Raw genomic sequence first — 20,265 nt, 5'->3', positions numbered from 1 at the left:
CCCAAATTGGGCGCTGCTCTGTTAGCTCACTGACGATCATCTCTCATAAATTATCTTAAAAGCATGGTCCACGAATTGCTCTTAATCCTAATGAGGTAATTTATGAAGTCAGGTCGTTCCGGAGCCCTTTGCATTTCCGTTTTTGCGATGATGTTAATGCTATCATTTAACGTCAAAGCCGAGTCGGATGACACCAACGTTCTTTTAGTTCCCAACGAAAAGGATGCTCCGGCGATTTCGTCCGAAAGACAGGACGTGCAAGTCACTTTTGATCCCTCCGAAGTCACAGAATCAGTGAAAGATTTTGATCGCGAAAAGTTTATTCGTGAGTCTATGGATAAAATGAATCAGGAACCTTCCACAGAAAAAATCGAAATGTGGACAGGCCCGCGTTCCCAAGAACATCTGGATAAACTCTTGCTACTTTCAGATGCAGAAATCTCGGCTTTCCTGGGAAAGAAACAGGCCTTCTTAAATAAATTCGCAAAGACCTTAGCTTTCTTCCACCTCTCTCCCAGAAAAATTAATAAAGTTTTGATGGAGTTGAACAATCGTTTCTACGAAAGTTCCCACGTCATTTCCCGCAGCAATACCAAAGGAGGCACGATGATGTTCTCCATATCGGCGGGTTTGGCTTTGCCACAAAAAATTGTGCAGTCTCTAAAACAACGAAGCATTGGCAAATACATTCCTGAATCTGGTGGTTTCCTCTATATGCTGGGCCTCGGAGTTGGTTTTTCTCGCCAAGTGGATGAAAACAAAAAATCTAAATTTGTATTCGAAATCTTTATGGATGTAGAACGACTTAAATCCACAATGACGGGGCTTCTGGAAGTTTCTGCTGCAGGAACTTACGGACTCGTTTTTGAAAAACGAGATGCGAGCTTCACACATCAAAAGAGTGGAACCACTTATGGTGGCCTCGCCGGTGTTTTCCGCCAGGGGCAAAATCAGTTTGGTTGGTCCGCTTCCACGGGAATGTCTCTGCCTCCAGGCATTGGCGCCGTCTTGGTTTATCAGGATGAAGCCACACGTTATTATCTTTTCCGTACGGAAAACTTAAAAGCCACCTTCCCTGCCTTGCGTATGATTAAAGAAAATGTCTTGAGTTACTTAAAAAATCTCGTGGGCAATAAACCTTACGTTATTACCTGCAACCAGGCTCTCTTTTAGGAAAGACTTACTATGAACTTAAAAATGGTGAAGCTAAAATTCAAAGTTCTCACAGTGATCCTCGTCACATTGTTCACACTTCCCTCCCTGGGTGGCGAGATCCAAAGTGCCTTAGATGTGATGGTTTTTGCTGACAGCTTTACCTGCAATGATAAATTTCCACACCACAGCTTTTGCAACGCCGTCGTCTTTAAACCGTGGACTCCGGAAGAAAAAGAAATAGTCGGTGAATATCTTCGCCGCATCAACGATCCCCGACTGGCGCACGTCCTAAAAACGATCCAAGAAAAAGGCATTACGAAAATTCACCGTGTCGAGTATGGGGCGAATTGGTTCAACAATGTCGGCCAGCGCCGTGCTGAGTTTTCTCGCTCCAGTGACAAAGCTCTACTTTGGGTCGACCCTGTTACCCATGTTATTGGTTTCACAGATTCGTTTTTTAAGGGAACTCCCTTCATGGACCCTTACGCCAATGTAGAAAGAAAGCAGCTCAATGTCTTGCATGAGCTCTTTCACGTTTATGATATAGCCACAAGTCATACTTCAACCGGTGACGCGTTTAAAGCCGCTGTCGGCTGGGAATGGAATGGCAAAGAGTTTGTTATTCACGGAGTGGATTACGAAAAAGCCAAAGACGATTTCAAATCTATTTTGGATCTTGTTAAGAACAAGCAAAGCGCTGTCGCCTACGCCAAAGACCGTGAACTCGGTCGCACCTACGGTTTTCCAACGGTCTATGCCATGATGAATTCCCACGAATGTTTTGCTGAGATCATGAGCTATTACATTTTCGATCCGACCGCAGAATCGTATTACTCCAAAGACCTTGTGAATTACGTTAATTCAGTTCTGCAAAAATAAGTTACCTAAATGCCGCAACGATAGGGGCACTCATGGCAAAACATTCTCAAGACTATCGCGACCTTTTAAAGGACAAAGTTCTTCAGAAAAAAGAAGACAACCCCAAATACACGCAGTCCTATTTTGCCAGCAAAATAGGTGTTTCTAAAAGTTATCTGACGGCCGTTTTCGCTCATAAAAAACATCTTTCTGCCGACAAACTGGATCAACTGTGTGACTGTCTCAAATTAGACGATGACGATGGCCTCACCATGTTGATTCTTTATTCCAAACAAAATCAATCGCAAAAATATTTAACCAAAATGCTTCGCACTCTTCAGCGCGACCATCGCGTGACGACTGCGGGAGCGACTAAAAAACTTCCCTCTTTTTCTAAAAGCGAGAAGAAACTTGTCTCGGACGAAGCCAGAAGCGCTCTTTTCGCTCTCATGTCAAGTATCCCCAACGGAGATCCGCAAAAGGCCCACGCCGCTCTTCGCAACAAATCTATTTCGTTAGGTGAGGTGAAGAATGCCATCGCTTGGCTGGTCAAAAATGAGTTCTTAAGACTTGAGAATATTAATGGCGTAAAAAAGTATACGCCCCTCCAGTCCTACATCCGAAGTCAACATCCTGCCGGGCCTCAAAAGTACATTCCTTGGATGGAAAATGCGATACAAGTACTCAATGAACCGGAGCCTTTTAGACCCGCACGAATCCAGTCACTCACATTTTCGTTTGATGAAAGTAATCTCCTAGAACTTCAAGAGGAGTACGCGGCTTTTCTGAAGCGCATCCAGGATCTAAGCAACACGACCAAAACCGACGGCAAAGTGTATGTCATTTATTTGCAAAATCTTTTTTATACATTAGCCAGTATCGACAACACATCCGAGAGCACCTAGAAAATGGACGAGCGGCGACGTCCCTTTTTGGATCGTCACCGCCCACTTTGAATCTTTATTTGTCAGTGCCGCCGTAGAAAACTTGCGTAAAGTGTCCTTGAAAGTAACCAACACCTAAAGAAAGATAATTCGTCTTTAAAATATTCGCACGATGCCCGGGGCTTTTCATCCAGCTCTCCATGATAGATGTGGGTTCAGCATAGGAACCCGTTCCCCAGGCAATATTTTCTCCGGCCGTATTTAATTTCCACCGACTCATTCTTTGCGCAAATGTTTCACCGGGACGATCATGAGAAAAAGTTCCGCTGGCCACCATCCACGCGCTCTGCTCTTCAGCAGCTTTAACGCAGGTTTCGCAGATCACCAAATCCGGGAGTCCTTGTTTTCTTCGCTCTTCATTAGTGAGTTTGAAAACTTCGCAGGATTCTGGGTCCATGCTCCCACACTCAGGACCGCCGGGTTCATCAGGTGTTGTCTCCACCGGCAACTGCGACACTTGCTGAGAAGAGTTTTCCGTGTAACCTCCGAATTGTTGGCTGGGACCACATCCGGAAAAGCACCAAGAAATAAAAATCAAAAAACCCGTGGCTGTAATAAGTCTCAATTGATGAATCAGAAAGGCTGCTAAAAACTTTTTCACTCTGCTGAATCTCTTTTCACGTTTAAATTATTCAGAAAGATCAAAGAGCAAATCAGCGGCCAGCTTAAAAACATTTTAGATGACAACAAGTTCTGAAAAACCGTTAAGGCTTCTACTGTGATCAAGTGTTTCACGAAAAAATACTAGGATTTTCGGATTTGAGTTAAAAAAAAAGCCCGCTTCGTCTTAACGAATCGGGCTTCAAAATGTCTGCATCATAGACAATATTTTCTTATTTTAGAAATTTCCAGATCTTCTCATCAAACCATCTTTATTTTTGATGATGATCTCTTTACCGTTGAGATCAATAAGACCTTCGTTTTTGAATTCTGTCAGATGGCGTGACAAAGATTCATTGATCGTACTTGCAAGCTGAGCGAACTCATTGCGTGTCAATTTCAAGTTCAATGAGATTCCATTCGGAGTTTGCACGCCGAATCTGTCAGCCAACAAAACGAGTTGGTAAGCAATGCGCTCTTGAACAGACGCCAAGTAGTGCAGCTGACTGATTGTCTCAAAGGACTCTAGATCATTCACTGCCTGATTCAACAGCAGTTTTACAAGAGGACTTGCTTGAGCAATTGCCACTTGAATCAATTCACGTGGATAAAGCCAAAGCACTGTCGATTTCACCGCTTTAGCATGGCACTGCGCAGGCATGCCTTTTACTAAAGACTTATAACCAAAATACTCTCCGGGAGAGACCAACTTGGTTACATACTCATTCGTGGTTGTGCGTCCGCGGGCATGAGAGCGGTTTACAACAACCTTAACACATCCAGATTGCACGTAATACAGACCCTTCGCCGGCTCCCCTTCTTTGAAGATCATCTCCTCTTCTTTGAGATGAATAACTTCATAAGGAACGTTTGAAGTATTCGGAATGTTTAGGTTTTGATTGCCCATAAAACCAAGGGAGTTTACTCCGCCATTGAGTATTGTCTGAGATTCCATACTCTATTACCTCCGAGCTTTCTTCGTTGGGTTAATGTTTAGGCCAATCCTAAACTGGTATTAAACAGGCGCCTAATTGAAATTTCGACATAACACTCTTGTAACGGCGACGTATTAAGGCCCTGACATGCTTTTGACTTGACTCATAGAGGCAGCTCCCCTACTTTCACCGCCAGAAATCAGAGTTTTTTTTGTGATATCAATTGTTTACTTAGTGCCAAAAGGCATCTGAGTTTCATCATTTTTTAGGGGCCCAAAAAGATGGTTAAAGCGATCCTCACCTCTCTGTTCCTTGTGTTATTCAACATTGTTTCCTATGCAAACCCAATAAAAGTTGGTCTAGTTCTCGATAAAGGCGGCAAAGACGATAAATCTTTCAACTCTGCTGCTTACATGGGAGCAACAAAAGCAGAAAAAGATCTAAAAATTGATCTGAAGTACGTTGAAGCGACTGATACAAATGCCATCGAAAATTTGCACCGCTCATTTGCTCGCAAAAATTTTGATCTTGTTATCGGTATCGGTTTCGCACAAAAAGAAGCCGTAAAAAAAGTGGCGGCTCAATTTCCGAACGTAAAGTTTGCGATCGTAGATGGCGAAATCGATGCAAAGAACGTTCGTTCCCTTCTTTTCGAAGAGCATGAAGGATCATTCCTCGTCGGTGCTCTTGCAGCGATGACATCTAAAACAAACTCTGTGGGTTTTGTCGGAGGCATGGACATTCCTTTGATCCGCCGTTTTGCGATGGGTTATGTTGCTGGTGCAAAATACGTAAATCCTAAAATCACTGTGACTGAAAACTACATCGGCGTAACTGGTGAGGCCTGGAACAATCCTGCGAAAGCCAAAGAACTTGCTCTGGCTCAATACGCAAAAGGTGCTGACGTTGTATTTGGCGCAGCCGGTGCTTCGAACACGGGTATCTTCGATGCTGCTGAAGACAAAAAGAAATTTGCTATTGGTTGTGATTCAAACCAAAACTGGATCAAGCCAGGTGTGATTCTTACGAGCATGTTGAAGGCGGTGGACGTTGCGGTTTACGATACCATCAAAGAAACTCAAGAAGGCAAATTCACAGGCGGCGTGAGCCGCTTCGGTTTGAAAAACAACGGTGTGAACTACACGCTTGATCAACACAACGAAAAGCTTGTGACTCCTGATATGAGAAAAAAGCTTGAGGACATCAAAAAGAAAATCGTCGCAGGCCAAATCCAAGTTCCTGATTACTACAAAAAGAAATAGTAGTGATGAGCGTTTCAGCGATAGAGTTTAAAGGGGTTTCCAAGTATTTCGGCGAAGTCCGCGCGAATTCCGATATCTCTTTCTCTGTCGCCAAAGGTAGCATTCACGGCATCGTGGGCGAAAACGGTGCCGGCAAATCCACCGCCATGAAAATCCTCTTTGGGCTCTATCGCCCTGATGGTGGTGAAATTCTGGTTCACGGAAATCCTGTCTCTTTTAGTTCCCCGATTGATGCCATGGCTGCAAAGATCGGAATGGTTCACCAGCACTTCATGCTTGCGGAACCTTACACGGCTCTCGACAACATTCTTCTTCAACAAAAGGGTTCGGCGTTTTCTTTGCTTCCCCGCAAAGAACAAAAAAAGAAACTCAATGAGATCGCCGAACGCTATGGCTTCACTTTAAATCTTGAAGCCAAGGTCGAAGATCTTTCTGTAGGCGAACAACAGCGCCTGGAAATTCTCAAAATTCTTTCTCAAGATTCTGAAATTCTGATTTTAGACGAACCCACGGCGGTTCTGACTCCGCAAGAGGTGCAAGATCTTTTTAAAAATCTGCGTCGCTTGAAAGAAGAAGGCAAAACCATTCTTATCATCACTCACAAATTGAAAGAAGTGATGAGCCTCACAGATGCCGTCACGGTTTTCCGCACGGGCCGCGTGGTTGGGAATAAAAAAACTGCCGACACCAATGGCTCTGAGCTTGCGGAAATGATGGTCGGTCGCGGTTTACAGATTCCGCAAGAGCGCAGCACGACGATTGATAAAACTCGCGCTGTTTTGAGATTCGACAACGTCAATGCGACTTTAGGGAATCACAGCATCGAAAACATCAATATCACGGTTCACTCTCGCGAAATCGTGGGTGTTGCCGGTGTTGAAGGCAATGGACAAGACATCTTGATTCGTTCTTTGCTAGATAAACATGCTCTTAAAAAGGGATCTCTTTCAGGCTCGATCTTAAGCGAAGGCCTGGTATGTTCTTTCCCGGAAGATCGTTTGCGCTTTGGAATGCTTCCTTCACGTCCTGTCTATGAGAACTTTATTTTGGGTCAGCACAAACGCTCTTTGTTTGCGCGTGGAATCTTTCTGAAAGTTCGTGAGATCATCACGCGCACCAAAGAGACCATGGACACCTATGACATCCGTCCTCACAATCCTCTTTTATCTTTTGATAAACTTTCGGGCGGAAATCAGCAAAAGCTGGTCGTGGCTAGAGCCCTCTCGCAAAAACCTCAAGTGGTGATTGCGGCGCAACCGACACGCGGCGTGGATATTGGGGCGATTGAATTTATTCATGGCGAACTTCGTAAGGCACGCGATGAAGGTGCGGGAATTCTTTTAATTTCTTCAGAGCTGGATGAGTTGATGACTCTTTCGGATCGCATCGTGGTTTTGTATAAAGGAAAGCTCGTGGCTGAATTCACTCGCGCGGAATTTAACGAGATTGCTCTGGGCACAGCGATGGGAGGCTGCAAGTGAAACGCATCCTTGGCTTTCTGATCGGCCTGACCGTCGCTTTACTTTTGACTCTTTTTGCCGGAGAAAATCCCTGGAACATCTTCATGATTCTGATGAAGAGTGCCTTTGGTTCCATGTACGATTTGGGTCTGACACTTTCCTACACCACACCTTTGATCTTCTGTGGTCTTTCTGTCGCGATCGGTTTTCATGCGGGACTCTTTAATATCGGCGCAGAGGGACAGCTCACGGTGGCAGTTTTAACAGCGGCGGCTGTCGGCGTTCTCTGCCCAAATATTCCATTTCCTCTGGCTCCGATTGTGGCTTTCTTAGCGGCTTTGATTGCGGGTGGATTCTGGGGTTGGATCGCAGGTTGGTTGCGCGCTTATCGCGGAAGCCATGAAGTGATCATCACGATCATGCTCAATTTCATTGCGGCAGGTCTCACGAGTTGGTTCACTCTTAAAATTATTCCCAATCCAAATTCCCAAAATCCTGAAACAGCGGTGGTTTCTTCAAACTATATGTTTAAAGAATATGACCTGATTGCACGTTTGTTTCCAGACACTCCGGCCAATGCCTCTTTAGGTTTTGCCATTGTGTTTGCGTTTTTGATGTGGATATTCCTCTGGAAAACCACATGGGGCTTTGGTTTGCGCGCGGTGGGCTCAAACCCCGAAGCGGCTCATCGCGGTGGAATTTCTGAAAAGAAAGTCCAAATGCTCGCAATGGCTTTAGCGGGAGCCCTTGCCGGATGCGTGGCTCTTTCTGAAGTTTTGGGAAGTGCAGGACAATATCGTATCGGTTTTTCTCCGGATTATGGTTTCATCGGAATCGCCGTCGCTCTGTTAGCTAATAACAATCCTTTGGGAATTATTGCTGCGGCTTTCTTGATGGGCGCTCTTCATAAAGGTGCTTCGGATTTGGATCTTGAAACCACCACCATCACTCGTGACTTTTCGCGTATCATCCAAGCTTTGATCATTCTGGGTGTAACGGCTCAAGGTTATTGGGAGTGGATCAAACACAAGAGGAGAAAAGACTGATGGACATGATGGCTCTCATCATTTCTTTGCTGCTGGCGACTTTGCGTTTAGCAACTCCTTTGATCTTTGCTTCCATGGGCGGCTTCATGAGCGAACGCTCGGGAGTTGTGAACGTCGCCCTTGAAGGCTTTATGCTGACAGGCGCGTTTGCGGGTGCTGTGGTTGGTTACTCGTTTGAATCGGCATGGTTGGGTTGGGTGGCCGCTCTTGGTGCTGGCCTCGTGATTGGCGCTTTGTACGCTCTTTTCACAATAGAATTTAAAGCTGATCAAATTGTTACGGGTATGGCCTTCAATCTTTTAGTGATGGGTCTTATTCCATTTTTGACGAAGATTCTTTATAGCTCGACGGGCTCAACACCAGCATTGCTCGTGGAGGATCGTTTTAGCTTTGAACCTCTTGTGATGGCATTTCTTTTAGTCGGCCTTTTAAGTTTCTGGCTTTATAAAACACGTTCAGGTCTTTGGCTTTTGTTTGCCGGAGAACATCCTGAAGCTTTGGTTGCAAGTGGTGTCAGCGTTCGCAAAGTGCGCTGGGCCGCCGTTTCGGTGAGCGGCGCTTTTGCAGCCTGGGGTGGCGCGAGTCTTTCTTTATTTCTAGCTTCTTCTTATTCGCCCTTGATGACCGGTGGTCGTGGCTTCATGGCTTTGGCGGCATTGATCTTCGGTAAATGGAAACCGCTTCCTGCTCTTGGAGCGTGCCTCCTTTTTGCGTTCGCAGATGCTTTGCAGATTCGTTTGCAAGGAATAAAAATGGGCGACGTCGAAATCCCTGTTCAGTTTATTCAGATTTTACCTTACATCGTCACCATCATTGCATTAGCGGGCTTTATTGGAAAAAGCAGAGCTCCTAAAGCGTTGGGCCGATAAATTAAAGCGAGGTTTCTATGAAACAACTTCTAGCGGGTCTTCTTCTTTTAACTTCGACTCAAGCTTTTGCTTGGGGCGGACGCGGTCACGACACTATCTGCCGTACTGCGAGCTTCTTGGTTAAAGAACAAGGTTTAAAAGAGTATTTGCAAAACAAACCGCAAATGATGGGTCATCTTTGCAACATGCCGGACTTCTATTGGAAAAGTTTGGGTGGCGAAGCCAATAAACTTGGAAATCCAACACACTTTATCGACATTGAAGTGATCGGCCTGGATGTGAAAGACATCCCTGTTGATTATAAAAAATTGATCGCTGACTTCACAGGAACAGCTAACAAATATAAAAACGACGGAACAACGATCAAATCTATTCCTCAAGAATTTGGTTCTTCGTGGTGGCGTGCGGATCAATTCATGCGCATCATTGCGGGACTTGAAAAAGAATTCTCTCTGGCGACTCCTCCAGCGAATTTCAAGGAAGAACAAAACAACGATCTTCCTTACAACAAATTGGCTTACCAGATGGTGACGTCCATGGGCTTGATGGGTCACTTCGTGGGTGACAACAGCCAACCTTTCCACACAACAGCAGACTACGATGGTTACGGTACAGGTCACGGCGGAATCCACTCTTACTTTGAAGATGCGGTTGTCGGTCAGTTCGACGGAGACTTGGATGCTCTGGTTCTTAAAGAAGCTCGCGGCATGAAAAAACCTGAATTCTTAAAACCGGCGACGACAATCGAGAAAATGAAAGTCTTGAGCGTTATCTCTAACAAAGAAATTCCTAAAATTCTTAAGCTGGACCCGGTGAAGAAAAAATCCACTTTGAATAAAGAAAAAGGGATGGAAATCAAAACAGCAGCAGAGCGTGAACCAGCTTCTGTTGCATTCAAAAAGATGAAGCCTTTGATTGTCACAGAAATGGCTCGTGGAGCGGTTTTGCTAGCGAACCTTTGGGACGAAGCTTATGTCAAAGCGGGCAAACCCAAATTGGGCGCTTACAAGTCATATAAATATCCATTCACAGTGGACTTCGTGGCTCCTGATTACTTCGATACCGTAGAAAAAGAAGAAAAAAAGTAGAGTTCGCTTTCTTTCTCTGAATCAGTGAACAACTCTTAAATCGACATTTTATTTATAACGATTAAGAGTTGTTCATCTCCACTCCTCGACTCGAAAAGATGTCAAAATAGTTTAACAATTTAGAAAAGACGAGAGTCAAGATGATGAAATTCAAATCATTAGCCTGTGCGGCTCTCATTCTTGGTTTCTGTGTCGATACATTCGCCGCCGTAGAAAATGTGTCGGTGGGCATTTATGATCTTCCTCCCCACATGATTATCGCGAAAGACAATACTCCCCACGGCGCCGTACCTGAGTTCTTTCAAAAATATGTATTTAAAGATCCAAGTTTAAGTGTGCGTTGGAATCCCGCACAGTTCTCTCGCATCATGGTCGATCTGGAAAATGGCCGCTTGGACATGGCTGTTCTTGTTGCGAAAAATTCTGATCGAGAGCGGAAATTTATTTTTTCAAACACGCCTCTTTATAAAACTCGCTCGGGAATTGTCGTTAAAAAGAATGGAAAACTGCAAAAGATTGAATCTATACACTCCTTGAATGGTCTGCAGTTGGGTCATGACTTGGGCTCCATCGTTCCTACTTACTTCAAAAATTCTGGAGTGCAATTTCAGTTTGTCTCTGGTGAAGATTATTTTTCTCGAACTTTAAGTCTGCTTCGCTCAGGCCGGATTGACGGATTCTTTGTGCCAACATGGTCTCACGGAGCCTATCAACTGAAGAAATCCAAACTCTCATCCGAGTTTTCTATATTGGAAATCCCCTCAGGAGCATTGGACCTCTATGTTGTGTTTGGCAAGAAGACCGACGCCAAGGTCATTCAAACTGTGAATGTGGCTCTTAAAAATCATCACCAAAAGTATCTAAAGATTCTTTCGCAAGTCGAAGAATAGCCTATTTTGCTGTGGCCGTACTTCCTGCAGAAGCAATCATGATGCAGGCAATAGCCATCCATTGAGTCACATTGAGTGATTCCTTCAAGACTAGAAAACCCATCAGCGTGGCCACCACTGGCTCCATGCTCATCAAGACACCGAAAGTTTTCGCCGGCATGTTGGACATCGCTTTCATTTCCAATGAATACGGCAAAGCACTTGAAAGAATCGCTATAGCAAAACCCATTGGAAGAAGCGAGACATCTTGAATTTGTGTGAAGTTAAAATAAATTCCCGCAGGCAATGCGATCATCGCGGCAAACCACATTCCCCAGGCCGTTACTTCGAGACTGCTTCCATATTTTGCAGCAGACCTTCCAAAGACAATGTAGAGTCCCCAAAAAACTCCGGCTCCTAACGCGAGAAGGATACCGACAACATCCAAGCTCGCCGGTGATGAAGAAGCAGGAAGAATTAAATATATTCCCAACCCCGCAAGAGTGACCCACAAAATATCCCAGGATTTTTTTGAGGCGAGCAAGGCCACAACCAAAGGACCCGTGAATTCCAATGCAACGGCAATTCCCAGAGGGATTCTTTCTAGGGAAAAATAGAATAGTAAATTCATGAAACCCAAAGAAAGACCATAACCCGCAATGGCTGGAAGACTTTTCCAGGAAATATTATGTTTCCAAATTTTTGCAGCAATCGATAGGAGGATCGCCGCAATTGTCACACGCAATGCGGTTGTTCCCGCCGCCCCCGCCACTGGGAATAATTGTTTTGCCACCGATGCTCCAAATTGAATCGAAAACATCGCAATCAAGATAAGACCGATGGAGGACAAGAGGACTCGCACGGAAAAAACTCCTTCTTCGAAACTGTTAGAATGCTGACAGGTGCGCGCGTTGTCGGGCACTCACTGTCACCGCGATCTCACTCTGAGAATCGCCGCTTCTAAGTGCTTGAAGAGTCGTCGGATGATTCTCAAGGTGAATCACTCCACGTGGCATATTCCTCGCACTAGGGATAGATATACAGCTTGTTACCAAGGAGTTCAAAATGACATTCGCAAAAATCATCACAGCAGCAATCATCACAGTAGCAGCGACGACTTCTTTTGGTGCAACTAAATGTGATCACAAAGGTTCTGGTAGCCTTTTCGCTCACACAGCTGCTCCGTCTTCTGTAAAAGCACAAGTTGCTAAAACGGTAACGACGACTTCTACACACAACACTGGCACACGCTAGTCTGTAGAAACTTAAATAGCCCCCAATAAACCCAGGTTCTTCCCCCAAGGCCTGGGTTTTTCTTTTGTTGAGCCGTTTCAATCAACCCGCTGCATGTTTTTTACTAAGAGCTTCTGCCTTTTTTTCTATTTTTTTAAGTTCATCCGTTTTTTCAAATTTTCCATTCGGAAACAAAATGTCAGAAGGATGAGTCTTCAAAGCTGCTCCCAAAAGCAAAGCATAATGAACTGTCATTTCCAGACGACCATTTTCCAACGCACTAATATTAGTCCTCGCTATACCTGTGACATCTTGCAACTCTTCCTGCGAAAAACCAGATTTTATTCGCAGAGCTCTTAATACCTCTCCAGAAGTTAGATCTTCGCCAAGAATATTATGCAAAACTGTTCTCATATCTTTCATAATGCACTCACCTCTTATAATTATGATCAGCCGTGACTCGGTAAACTTCTACAACGACATTCTTATCTAAAATCCGATATATAACTCTACCTGATTTGGAAAAAGCTGAAGACCTATACCCTCGCCAGCGTCCCGCAAGAGGATGATCATGCCACTCGGTAGAGGCTTCAACATAGCCAGGACCTTTCAGTTATTTTCACCTTCCAGTGTCGCATACTCCATCCAGACACTGTATATAATTATATACAGTATAATATTAAATACATCAAGTGCAGCAAAGAATTATGCAAAATCCGAAGGAGATTTCTAATTTAACATATTGATTTTAAAGAACTTAAAGGGCTGACATTCGGACCGAGGCTGACCGAATCAAAAACTCATTAGAAAAGCTCTTATTGAATTAGTTATCAAAAGAGCGTCTTAGCTTTCCCTTCGATCGAATTAAAAAGATATAGAAATGAAAAAATCCAAGGAAGGGATTTTTTCGCGTCAGCCCCGAAGGGGTAGAGGGCAGGTGCCCGAAACAAAAAAAGCCCAGGGGTTACCTGGGCTTTTCGCTTATCTCATTTACGAGTTCAAATTAGAACATGTAAGTAAGAGATGCGTTAGCTAGCAAAGTGTTTGCGTTAACTTTACCAGTTGTAGAACCTTCAAGAGTTCCATCAAGAGACAATTTACCGAATTTCAAACCAGCACCTGCTGCAACTGTAGTGTCGTTCAACAAGTTAGTTTTTTGTTCTGGAGTTGTAGAATCGTCTTTAGTTTCACCCAACAAAACTGTTTGTTTGATAGAACCGCGAAGAACCATCCAAGAAGTAGCATCAACTTCGATACCAGCAAGAACTGGAAGACCCATTGCAGTGTCTTTACCAGCATCAGTTTTGATTTCTGTGTTAGCAAAACGAACACCGTAGAAGAAGTTTCCACCGTCAACTTTTACGTTGTCAGTAACACCTACAGAGTAGTCAGTTTTTTCGATATCAGAGTCAACATTAACAGGAGCACCCGCAGTCAAAGTTCCTTTAGTAGTCAAGAACTTAGCATCTACGTAAAGAGTGTCGATCCAGTAACCGAAACCAAGATCGAAAAGACCTTTTTGCTCAAGTTCTGGAGCGCCAACAGCAGCAAGATCAGACTCAGTTTTGCCTGTCAAACCGAAGCGTAGGTATGCATTCCAAATATCATTTCTAACACCAACAGAACCACCCAAAGTGCTTACTTTTCTGTTACCGTGAGCAGCTACGTTTGCACCTTCATCTTTAGCGTTAGAGTAGTGAAGTCCGAAGCCCCATTTTTGGCCACCAAGCTCAGTTCCGTAGATCAAATCAAGAGCATTTTGTTCTTTCAAAAGTTCAGAAGCGCCTGGAAGAGTTGCATTTACAGTGTCAACGAATTCGTTAACAGTCGCGCTTTGACGACCAAGGTGAGCACCCCATTTACCCATAGAAGAAGATCTTACGAATCCACCTTCTGCGTGAGGAACACCCGCTGCGTTGTTAGCTTCACCGAATTCGATAGTTGCGAAGTCACCAAGATAGTGAACGTCTGCAGAGTTAACGAAGATCGTTGTAGTGTCGATCAAGTGAGCTGAATTGCCCAAAGCCGTCATGCGAGCTTTAGAAGCCATCGCAGGAGCTGCCGCCATAGTCAAAGCTGCTACTACTAAAAGTTTTTTCATTGTTGCATCCTTTCGTTTCGTTGCAATCTTATGATTACTTATAATCCATTAAAAGTTGTAAGCGATTACATAAAAAATGCTAATGAGGAGCTAGCCTAAGATCAACAACAAAAATTTTAGGGCCTCTTCACCGCTGCTCAAAACACCGCCATTCAGTTTCTCAATGTGGTTTCAAGTACACAGGTCACTCCTCCATTTTTTATGTTTCTTTGATCCATTTTTTCGATCTTTTTTATTTCCACGAAATCCAAACTAGGAGCGGTTTTCCCGTCGATCGATTCATAAATTTTAAATTTTGTAAACGAACCTAGTGATGTGATTTGTCTGCAAGTATTTGGTCCACTTTTTAGTTTCATTTTGGACATTGACGCGAAATTTCAAAATAGAGCCGCCGCACTAGATCATGGTCTAGGTTTATGCTTTTTTTACGTTACAGTGACTAGACCTAGGTCGTAGGCTTAACCTCTCAATACTTATTTAAAAGGAGTTCACGTGAGTATTTCAAAAATTCTCGCAGTTGTGTTGGTCATGGGGACAGCATCTGCGAAGGCGGCAGACATCGGTGGAATCACTGCAAACGGAGAAGTGGCTTTTGACTATAACTTTCTATCATCAAAAGACACGGCCATTCAAAATACAGAGGGCGCTACAAACGAGGCCTATCGTTTGAATAAAGCCCAAGTTCTTTTAAAGAAAGAAACGGAACAAATCTCTTTCTTAGGTCGTTTGGTTCACACGCCAACTCAATACTCACCAGATGGAACTGCCACGGCGAAAGCTTATTTCGGCGTGCTCGATCAAATGGAGCTTTTCTATAAAGTAAATCCCACGTTCCAAATTGGTTTCGGTCGTTTCCTGACAACCATGGGATACGAATCTCTCATGAGATACGAAAACGCTTTCTATAATAATACCGTTGCTTACCAAGCAATTGTTCCTGGTTACGGCGAAGGGCTGCGCGCGAAATACATTCCTGGCAGTTGGTTGACTGTGACTCTTTCAACATACAACCAATTTACTTATGGAGCTGTTGGTGAAGATTATGCTCCAACAAAAACGACAGAGCTTTCTGCAACAGGTGTTTTGGATAACTTCACTTGGTTTGCGGGTTACTTGCTTGGAACGGATGCGGCGGTAGCACCTGCAACAGGTAAAAAAGAAAATTCTGCTTCCAGCGTTTGGGCTTCTTATAAGTTCATGGACAATCTTTTATTGGCTGTCACTTATGATTCCCGTACGTTCAAATTTGAAAATACTCATACACAATGGGTGGATTCAGTGAGTGCAGTTCTTACTTATAGCCTTGGCATGAACAACTTAGGTCTTCGTTATGAAATGGTTCGTGGCGCCAATGAAATTGGTTACGGAGCTGCAGAGAATGTCAATGTTATCTCTGTGACTGACAAGATTGCTTTAAATGACAATTTGAATGCTTATGTAGAATTCCGTATGGACCATGCTGATGAAGACGCTTTCTTGGATAAAGATGGAGCACCAACTGCAGACGCGCACATGATTACTTTGGGCGCTTTGGCTCACTTCTAATATTTTCCTGACTGATTCTATATATATGAGGGCTGACCATGTGGTTGGCCCTTTTTTTATATATTTTAGGTCCTGCGCCAAATCGCGCCTCAAAATAATGTGCTTTTCAGCCACCTAAGTTGTGCTAATCTCTAATAAAAGGAAATACAGCCTGAAGATGCAAAAGAAAAAACTCCTCAACGGCACCATCAAAAGACACCCCGACGGATTTGGTTTTTTTATTCCTGACGACATCGGACATCCTGATGTTTATATCCCTCGTAATTCTATGGAAGGAATCATGACGAATGATAAAGTCGTGATTGAAGCCTTTCCAGAAAAAGGAACTGAACGCTTCCGTGGTGAAATCATCCGTGTCCTCGCCAGAGGCACAAAAACTGTGGTGGGCCGTTTCTATAAAATGAATGAACGAGTGGGCGCTATCCGTGACGAAGGAAAGGGATGGGGCCAAGACCTTAAAATTAAAATCGAAGACTCTTTGAATGCGAAAGACAAAGAGCTTGTTGCCGCTGAAATCGTGACTTATCCGGAACAAGGAAAGTCCTTCACGGGAAAAGTCACTGAGATTATCGGAGACGCTTTAGATCCTCTCACGGATATTAAAAGGGTCATTCGCTCTAACAATATTCCTCTTGAATTTTCAAAAAGCACCTTAGAGGAAGCCAAAAACTTTAGCGAAGTTCCTGATGAAAAAGACTTTAAAGGCCGCCGTGATCTGCGTGATAAAAATCTAATCACGATTGACGGCGCGACTGCAAAAGACTTTGACGATGCTGTTTATGTTGAAGTGACTGACGAAGGATTCCTTCTTTATGTCGCCATCGCCGATGTCAGCCACTATGTGCGCATCGGAAGCTCCATTGATAAAGACGCTTACGAAAGAGGAACATCGGTTTACTTCCCGAACTACGTCGTACCCATGCTTCCTGAAGTTTTGAGTAACGGACTTTGTTCTTTAAATCCTCACGTTCCCCGCCTGTGCCTAGTTGCTGAAATGCTTTTTGATTTCACAGGAGAGATGAAACGCTCAGACTTCTATGAAGCTGTGATGGAAAGTAAAGCTCGAGTGACTTACGGTGAAGCGCAAGAAGTTATTGACGGCAGCGACGTTGAGAAACTGAGCCACGTCAAAGAAAACATTCTGCGCCTGGCAGATCTTGCAAAAATTCTGATGGCAAAACGTTTTAAAGAAGGCTCTTTGGACCTGGAAATTCCAGAGACGGAACTTGTGATTGATGGCGCTGGTGTTCCTATCGACATCCAAAGATCGGAGCGTTTGTTCTCCCATCGACTGATTGAAGAGATGATGCTGGCTGCAAACGTCGGCGTTGCAAAATTTCTTTCCAGCCGCAATATCCCCGCTCTTTATCGTATTCACGAACCACCTAATGAAATGGCGATTCGTGTTTTAGAAAAATATCTGGCTAACTTCGGCGGTAAAACAAAACTGGGACAAGGAAAACTACAAAAGCGTCTGACAAAGGCGTTGGAAGAATTTGAAAACCGTCCCGAAGCACAAATTCTGCACATCCTGACTTTACGTTCAATGAGCCAAGCCAAATACAGCATGAATAATGTGGGCCACTTCGGTTTGGGATTTGAGTTCTATACTCACTTCACTTCTCCCATCCGTCGTTATCCTGACTTGATCGTGCATCGTTTGCTAAAAAACCAAGTGATGCCAAACTCAGGCTATCGCTTGATGAGTGAAGATGATCTTTCTTCTGCTGGAACTATTTTATCGGCCGCCGAGCAACGCTCGACAAAAGCAGAACGTCAGGTTCAATCGATCAAAAAAGCCCGCTTCATGGAGAAGTTCGTCGGCCAAGAGTTCGACGGTATGATCAGCTCTGTTGCGAAATTCGGCGTCTTTGTTCTTTTAAGAGAATACGATGTCGATGGTCTGGTGCGCTTGGATGATCTGGGTGGAGACCGTTTCGAATACGACGAAGAAAATCTTCGTTTGGTCGCAAAAAAATCCGGCTTTGCTTATGGCATCGGCGACATGATTCGCATTCAAGTCGCAGCGGCGGACCCCGAGCTAGGGCAAATCAACTTTGTCTTGGCGGGCGTGGAAAAAGAAGAATCCGAAGACGAAAGAACTCCTGCGGAAGTATCTGCAGACTCTTTCCTTAAAAAGCTTCATGGTCAGCAAAAAGAACGCTCTTTCCGTCCTAGCAAAGATCAAGGTCGAGACAGAGAAAGAAGACCCGAGCGCGGGGAACGCCGTGAAGAGCGTGGCGCTTTTGCCAAAGGTGGCCGCAAGGATTCTCGCCAAGAGTTTATCAAGAAAGATAAAGCTCGCGGTGAGGAACGTCCTTTCAAAAAGGACAAAGGACCAAGATCCAAGTTCTTTGGAGATTCTCGTAAGGACGAACAGGGACAGAGAGAAAAAATCCAAAAAATTGAAAGACAGTTTAACTTTAAGCCCGGCTCTCGCGAGGACGATGAAAAGAGAGGACCCGATAAGAGTCTTCTTGATATGATCCTTGGTCCAGAGAAATACCGCAAAGACGGCGAAGAGACCCCTGCTAAAGACAAGCCCAAGCTCAGTAAAAAATTGATGTTTGCCGAACAGTCTAAACTCCGGGATAATGACGACTATTCGGAGAAGAATAGTGACAGCCTTAAACACCGGACGCCAGATCGGAAAGACTCTAAAAAACGCGGCAAGACTGAGAACGATAGTCGGGGTGTTCGCAAAGCACGGCTTTCACCAAGTCGCGGAAAAGGTAAAGCTCGGTAAGTTCATTATTGAAAGACTCAATACCAACTCGGACATCGAATCACTTTCGATGGCCGAGCGTATGCGCATCAGCTTTGAAGAACTCGGCCCCACATTTGTTAAACTAGGTCAGCTTCTTGCCACTCGTCCCGATCTCGTTCCCGAAGAATACGTCAACGAATTTGAAAAACTTCATGACCGCGTTCAATCCCTTTCGTTTGAAGTGATTGAAGGCGTTCTCAAAGAAGAATTCGGCAATGCTCTTTATCAGAAGTTTGAAAGCATTGATCCTGAGCCCTTGGGCTCAGCAAGTATCGCGCAAGTGCACAGAGCTCGTTTGGCAACAGGTGAACACGTTGTCATCAAAGTGCAACGTCCTGGCATTATTCAAAAGATCAACGATGATTTGAACGTTCTTTATCTTTTGGCCGAATTGATTGTGACTTACATCCCCGAAGCTCGTCCCTACAATCCTGTAGGCATTGTTGATGAGTATTTTAGAACTCTTGAGTTTGAAACGAACTTTGTCGTCGAAGCCAATAACATTCGCCGATTCCAAGAAAACTTTAAGGGACATGAAGATATTAAAATTCCCAAAGTTTATTTGGACTACACGACCGAGCGAGTTCTGGTTATGGAAGCCCTCCCCGGCATTCCATTAAGCCAAGAAGGCGCTCTTCTTCAGGAAAACATTGATCCCAACGAAGTGATTCGTCGCGGGCTTCGCGCTTATCTTAAAATGGTTTTTGAAGATGGTCTTTTTCACGGCGATCTGCACGCCGGAAACTTCTTTGTTTTACCTCAGAATCAAATCGGTTTGATTGATTTTGGTGTGGTGGGACGTCTAAACACACGCACTCAAGGTGCCATCGCCAATATGCTCTTAGCTCTTTCTAAAGAAGACTATGAACGCTTGGCGTATGAGTATGTGGACCTCGCTCCTTTCACAGACCGCGTGAACATTGATATTTTCGCAAAGGATCTGCGAGAGCTGATCGCGCCTTATTTCGGTTTGACACTAAGAAACGTCAATCTTGGGAAGATTTTGATGAAATCATCGGGAATTGCGGCTCGCCATCACTTGCAAGTTCCGACGGATTTGATGCTCTTCTTTAAATCCATCGTTTCTATTGAAGGCATGGGTCGTAAGATCAATAAAGACTTCGACTTCCTTCTCTATTCTTTGGAATTCGCCGGAGAGCTGGCAAAAACCCAATACGGTCCGCAACGAGTTATGAACGACATGACTCAGATGGCGCGGGAATCAAAAGCCTTTTTAAATTCTCTTCCCCGTCAGTTGAACTTTTTCTTACGCAAAATCAACAGTCCTGATCACGCTTTCCGTTTAAAAGTCGGAGAGATTAAAGAATTGAAGAGATCCGTTGAGAGTTCTTCCAATCTTTTATTCTTAGGTGTGATCATTGCTGCTTTGATCTTGAGTGCTTCCTTCATCTTTGTACACAACACAGAAAGCCATATTGCCGGAATGCCCACCATGAGCTTTATTGGATACTTAATAGCCGTGGTGCTCGGTATGATTGCTTTCTTGAACTACATTCGTAAACCTTAATGTGG

Annotated in this window: 18 protein-coding genes; 13 read left to right on the top strand and 5 right to left on the bottom strand. The window is 44.2% G+C overall.

Annotation, left to right across the window (positions count from 1 at the left end; translation table 11 throughout):
- Positions 1-102: 102 nt before the first annotated feature.
- Genes ACL934_RS02455 through ACL934_RS02445 form a run of 3 tightly spaced genes read left to right on the top strand, consistent with a single transcriptional unit; the run spans position 103 to position 2,918 of the window.
- Complete coding sequence (locus ACL934_RS02455; RefSeq protein WP_413612993.1) at positions 103-1,173, top strand: hypothetical protein; 1,071 nt, start codon at positions 103-105, stop codon at positions 1,171-1,173.
- A gap of 12 nt (positions 1,174-1,185) precedes the next feature.
- Positions 1,186-2,034, top strand: coding sequence for a hypothetical protein (locus ACL934_RS02450; RefSeq protein WP_413612992.1), 849 nt, complete (start codon positions 1,186-1,188; stop codon positions 2,032-2,034).
- 32 nt (positions 2,035-2,066) lie between these two features.
- The gene (locus ACL934_RS02445; protein WP_413612991.1) at positions 2,067-2,918 is read left to right on the top strand and encodes a TIGR02147 family protein; all 852 of its coding nucleotides are present in this window, start codon (positions 2,067-2,069) and stop codon (positions 2,916-2,918) included.
- 55 nt (positions 2,919-2,973) lie between these two features.
- On the opposite strand, the gene ACL934_RS02440 is transcribed toward ACL934_RS02445, so the two are convergent.
- The gene (locus tag ACL934_RS02440; RefSeq protein WP_374077343.1) at positions 2,974-3,558 is read right to left on the bottom strand and encodes a CAP domain-containing protein; all 585 of its coding nucleotides are present in this window, start codon (positions 3,556-3,558) and stop codon (positions 2,974-2,976) included.
- 237 nt (positions 3,559-3,795) lie between these two features.
- Complete coding sequence (locus tag ACL934_RS02435) at positions 3,796-4,512, bottom strand: Crp/Fnr family transcriptional regulator (RefSeq protein WP_374077341.1); 717 nt, start codon at positions 4,510-4,512, stop codon at positions 3,796-3,798.
- 261 nt (positions 4,513-4,773) lie between these two features.
- Here ACL934_RS02435 and ACL934_RS02430 point away from each other — a divergent pair, with 261 nt between their 5' ends.
- The 6 genes from ACL934_RS02430 (at position 4,774) to ACL934_RS02405 (ending at position 11,107) form a co-directional block, all read left to right on the top strand.
- Positions 4,774-5,754, top strand: coding sequence for a BMP family lipoprotein (locus tag ACL934_RS02430; protein WP_413612990.1), 981 nt, complete (start codon positions 4,774-4,776; stop codon positions 5,752-5,754).
- A gap of 5 nt (positions 5,755-5,759) precedes the next feature.
- The gene (locus ACL934_RS02425) at positions 5,760-7,235 is read left to right on the top strand and encodes an ABC transporter ATP-binding protein (RefSeq protein ID WP_413613489.1); all 1,476 of its coding nucleotides are present in this window, start codon (positions 5,760-5,762) and stop codon (positions 7,233-7,235) included.
- On the top strand, positions 7,232-8,260 hold the full coding sequence (locus tag ACL934_RS02420; RefSeq protein ID WP_374077335.1) for an ABC transporter permease: 1,029 nt from the start codon (positions 7,232-7,234) through the stop codon (positions 8,258-8,260). Before ACL934_RS02425 ends, ACL934_RS02420 begins: the two co-directional genes overlap by 4 nt.
- A gap of 5 nt (positions 8,261-8,265) precedes the next feature.
- The gene (locus tag ACL934_RS02415; RefSeq protein WP_413612989.1) at positions 8,266-9,129 is read left to right on the top strand and encodes an ABC transporter permease; all 864 of its coding nucleotides are present in this window, start codon (positions 8,266-8,268) and stop codon (positions 9,127-9,129) included.
- A 17-nt stretch (positions 9,130-9,146) separates the two neighbouring features.
- The gene (locus ACL934_RS02410; protein ID WP_374077331.1) at positions 9,147-10,217 is read left to right on the top strand and encodes a hypothetical protein; all 1,071 of its coding nucleotides are present in this window, start codon (positions 9,147-9,149) and stop codon (positions 10,215-10,217) included.
- 140 nt (positions 10,218-10,357) lie between these two features.
- Positions 10,358-11,107 carry a substrate-binding periplasmic protein gene (locus ACL934_RS02405; RefSeq protein WP_413612988.1) on the top strand — a complete coding sequence of 250 codons (750 nt, stop codon included), beginning with the start codon at positions 10,358-10,360 and terminating at the stop codon, positions 11,105-11,107.
- A 1-nt stretch (position 11,108) separates the two neighbouring features.
- On the opposite strand, the gene ACL934_RS02400 is transcribed toward ACL934_RS02405, so the two are convergent.
- Positions 11,109-11,948, bottom strand: coding sequence for an EamA family transporter (locus ACL934_RS02400; RefSeq protein ID WP_413612987.1), 840 nt, complete (start codon positions 11,946-11,948; stop codon positions 11,109-11,111).
- Positions 11,949-12,151: 203 nt separating this feature from the next.
- On the opposite strand from ACL934_RS02400, the gene ACL934_RS02395 reads away from it, so the two are divergent.
- Positions 12,152-12,340 carry a hypothetical protein gene (locus ACL934_RS02395; protein ID WP_413612986.1) on the top strand — a complete coding sequence of 63 codons (189 nt, stop codon included), beginning with the start codon at positions 12,152-12,154 and terminating at the stop codon, positions 12,338-12,340.
- An 81-nt stretch (positions 12,341-12,421) separates the two neighbouring features.
- Here ACL934_RS02395 and ACL934_RS02390 read toward each other — a convergent pair whose 3' ends face one another.
- Both ACL934_RS02390 and ACL934_RS02385 read right to left on the bottom strand, forming a co-directional pair.
- Entirely contained in the window at positions 12,422-12,742 is a 321-nt protein-coding gene (locus tag ACL934_RS02390; protein WP_374077325.1) for a helix-turn-helix domain-containing protein, read from the bottom strand.
- Positions 12,743-13,322: 580 nt separating this feature from the next.
- Positions 13,323-14,420, bottom strand: a complete 1,098-nt coding sequence (locus ACL934_RS02385) for a hypothetical protein (RefSeq protein WP_413612985.1) — start codon at positions 14,418-14,420, stop codon at positions 13,323-13,325.
- A 492-nt stretch (positions 14,421-14,912) separates the two neighbouring features.
- Between ACL934_RS02385 and ACL934_RS02380 the strand changes: the two genes are divergently transcribed.
- The 3 genes from ACL934_RS02380 (at position 14,913) to ACL934_RS02370 (ending at position 20,260) form a co-directional block, all read left to right on the top strand.
- On the top strand, positions 14,913-15,965 hold the full coding sequence (locus tag ACL934_RS02380) for an outer membrane beta-barrel protein (RefSeq protein ID WP_413612984.1): 1,053 nt from the start codon (positions 14,913-14,915) through the stop codon (positions 15,963-15,965).
- Positions 15,966-16,122: 157 nt separating this feature from the next.
- Positions 16,123-18,711 carry a ribonuclease R gene (rnr, locus tag ACL934_RS02375; RefSeq protein WP_413612983.1) on the top strand — a complete coding sequence of 863 codons (2,589 nt, stop codon included), beginning with the start codon at positions 16,123-16,125 and terminating at the stop codon, positions 18,709-18,711.
- Positions 18,659-20,260 carry an ABC1 kinase family protein gene (locus ACL934_RS02370; RefSeq protein ID WP_413612982.1) on the top strand — a complete coding sequence of 534 codons (1,602 nt, stop codon included), beginning with the start codon at positions 18,659-18,661 and terminating at the stop codon, positions 20,258-20,260. The genes rnr and ACL934_RS02370 overlap by 53 nt, the downstream gene beginning before the upstream one ends.
- Positions 20,261-20,265 lie beyond the last annotated feature (5 nt).

The sequence above is a fragment of the Bdellovibrio sp. HCB-110 genome (assembly GCF_047323225.1).
Lineage (GTDB): Bacteria > Bdellovibrionota > Bdellovibrionia > Bdellovibrionales > Bdellovibrionaceae > Bdellovibrio.
Note: the sequence above shows the minus strand (reverse complement) of the source record. Positions and strands in the feature narration are given on the sequence as shown.

What these genes read in the sequence shown, in the direction of transcription:
- ACL934_RS02385 (WP_413612985.1), bottom strand. Translation starts at nt 14,420, where the DNA reads ATGAAAAAACTTTTAGTAGTAGCAGCTTTGACTATGGCGGCAGCTCCT.
- ACL934_RS02405 (WP_413612988.1), top strand. Translation starts at nt 10,358, where the DNA reads ATGATGAAATTCAAATCATTAGCCTGTGCGGCTCTCATTCTTGGTTTC.
- ACL934_RS02445 (WP_413612991.1), top strand. Translation starts at nt 2,067, where the DNA reads ATGGCAAAACATTCTCAAGACTATCGCGACCTTTTAAAGGACAAAGTT.
- ACL934_RS02455 (WP_413612993.1), top strand. Translation starts at nt 103, where the DNA reads ATGAAGTCAGGTCGTTCCGGAGCCCTTTGCATTTCCGTTTTTGCGATG.
- rnr (WP_413612983.1), top strand. Translation starts at nt 16,123, where the DNA reads ATGCAAAAGAAAAAACTCCTCAACGGCACCATCAAAAGACACCCCGAC.
- ACL934_RS02415 (WP_413612989.1), top strand. Translation starts at nt 8,266, where the DNA reads ATGATGGCTCTCATCATTTCTTTGCTGCTGGCGACTTTGCGTTTAGCA.
- ACL934_RS02430 (WP_413612990.1), top strand. Translation starts at nt 4,774, where the DNA reads ATGGTTAAAGCGATCCTCACCTCTCTGTTCCTTGTGTTATTCAACATT.
- ACL934_RS02435 (WP_374077341.1), bottom strand. Translation starts at nt 4,512, where the DNA reads ATGGAATCTCAGACAATACTCAATGGCGGAGTAAACTCCCTTGGTTTT.
- ACL934_RS02450 (WP_413612992.1), top strand. Translation starts at nt 1,186, where the DNA reads ATGAACTTAAAAATGGTGAAGCTAAAATTCAAAGTTCTCACAGTGATC.
- ACL934_RS02390 (WP_374077325.1), bottom strand. Translation starts at nt 12,742, where the DNA reads ATGAAAGATATGAGAACAGTTTTGCATAATATTCTTGGCGAAGATCTA.
- ACL934_RS02425 (WP_413613489.1), top strand. Translation starts at nt 5,760, where the DNA reads ATGAGCGTTTCAGCGATAGAGTTTAAAGGGGTTTCCAAGTATTTCGGC.
- ACL934_RS02395 (WP_413612986.1), top strand. Translation starts at nt 12,152, where the DNA reads ATGACATTCGCAAAAATCATCACAGCAGCAATCATCACAGTAGCAGCG.
- ACL934_RS02410 (WP_374077331.1), top strand. Translation starts at nt 9,147, where the DNA reads ATGAAACAACTTCTAGCGGGTCTTCTTCTTTTAACTTCGACTCAAGCT.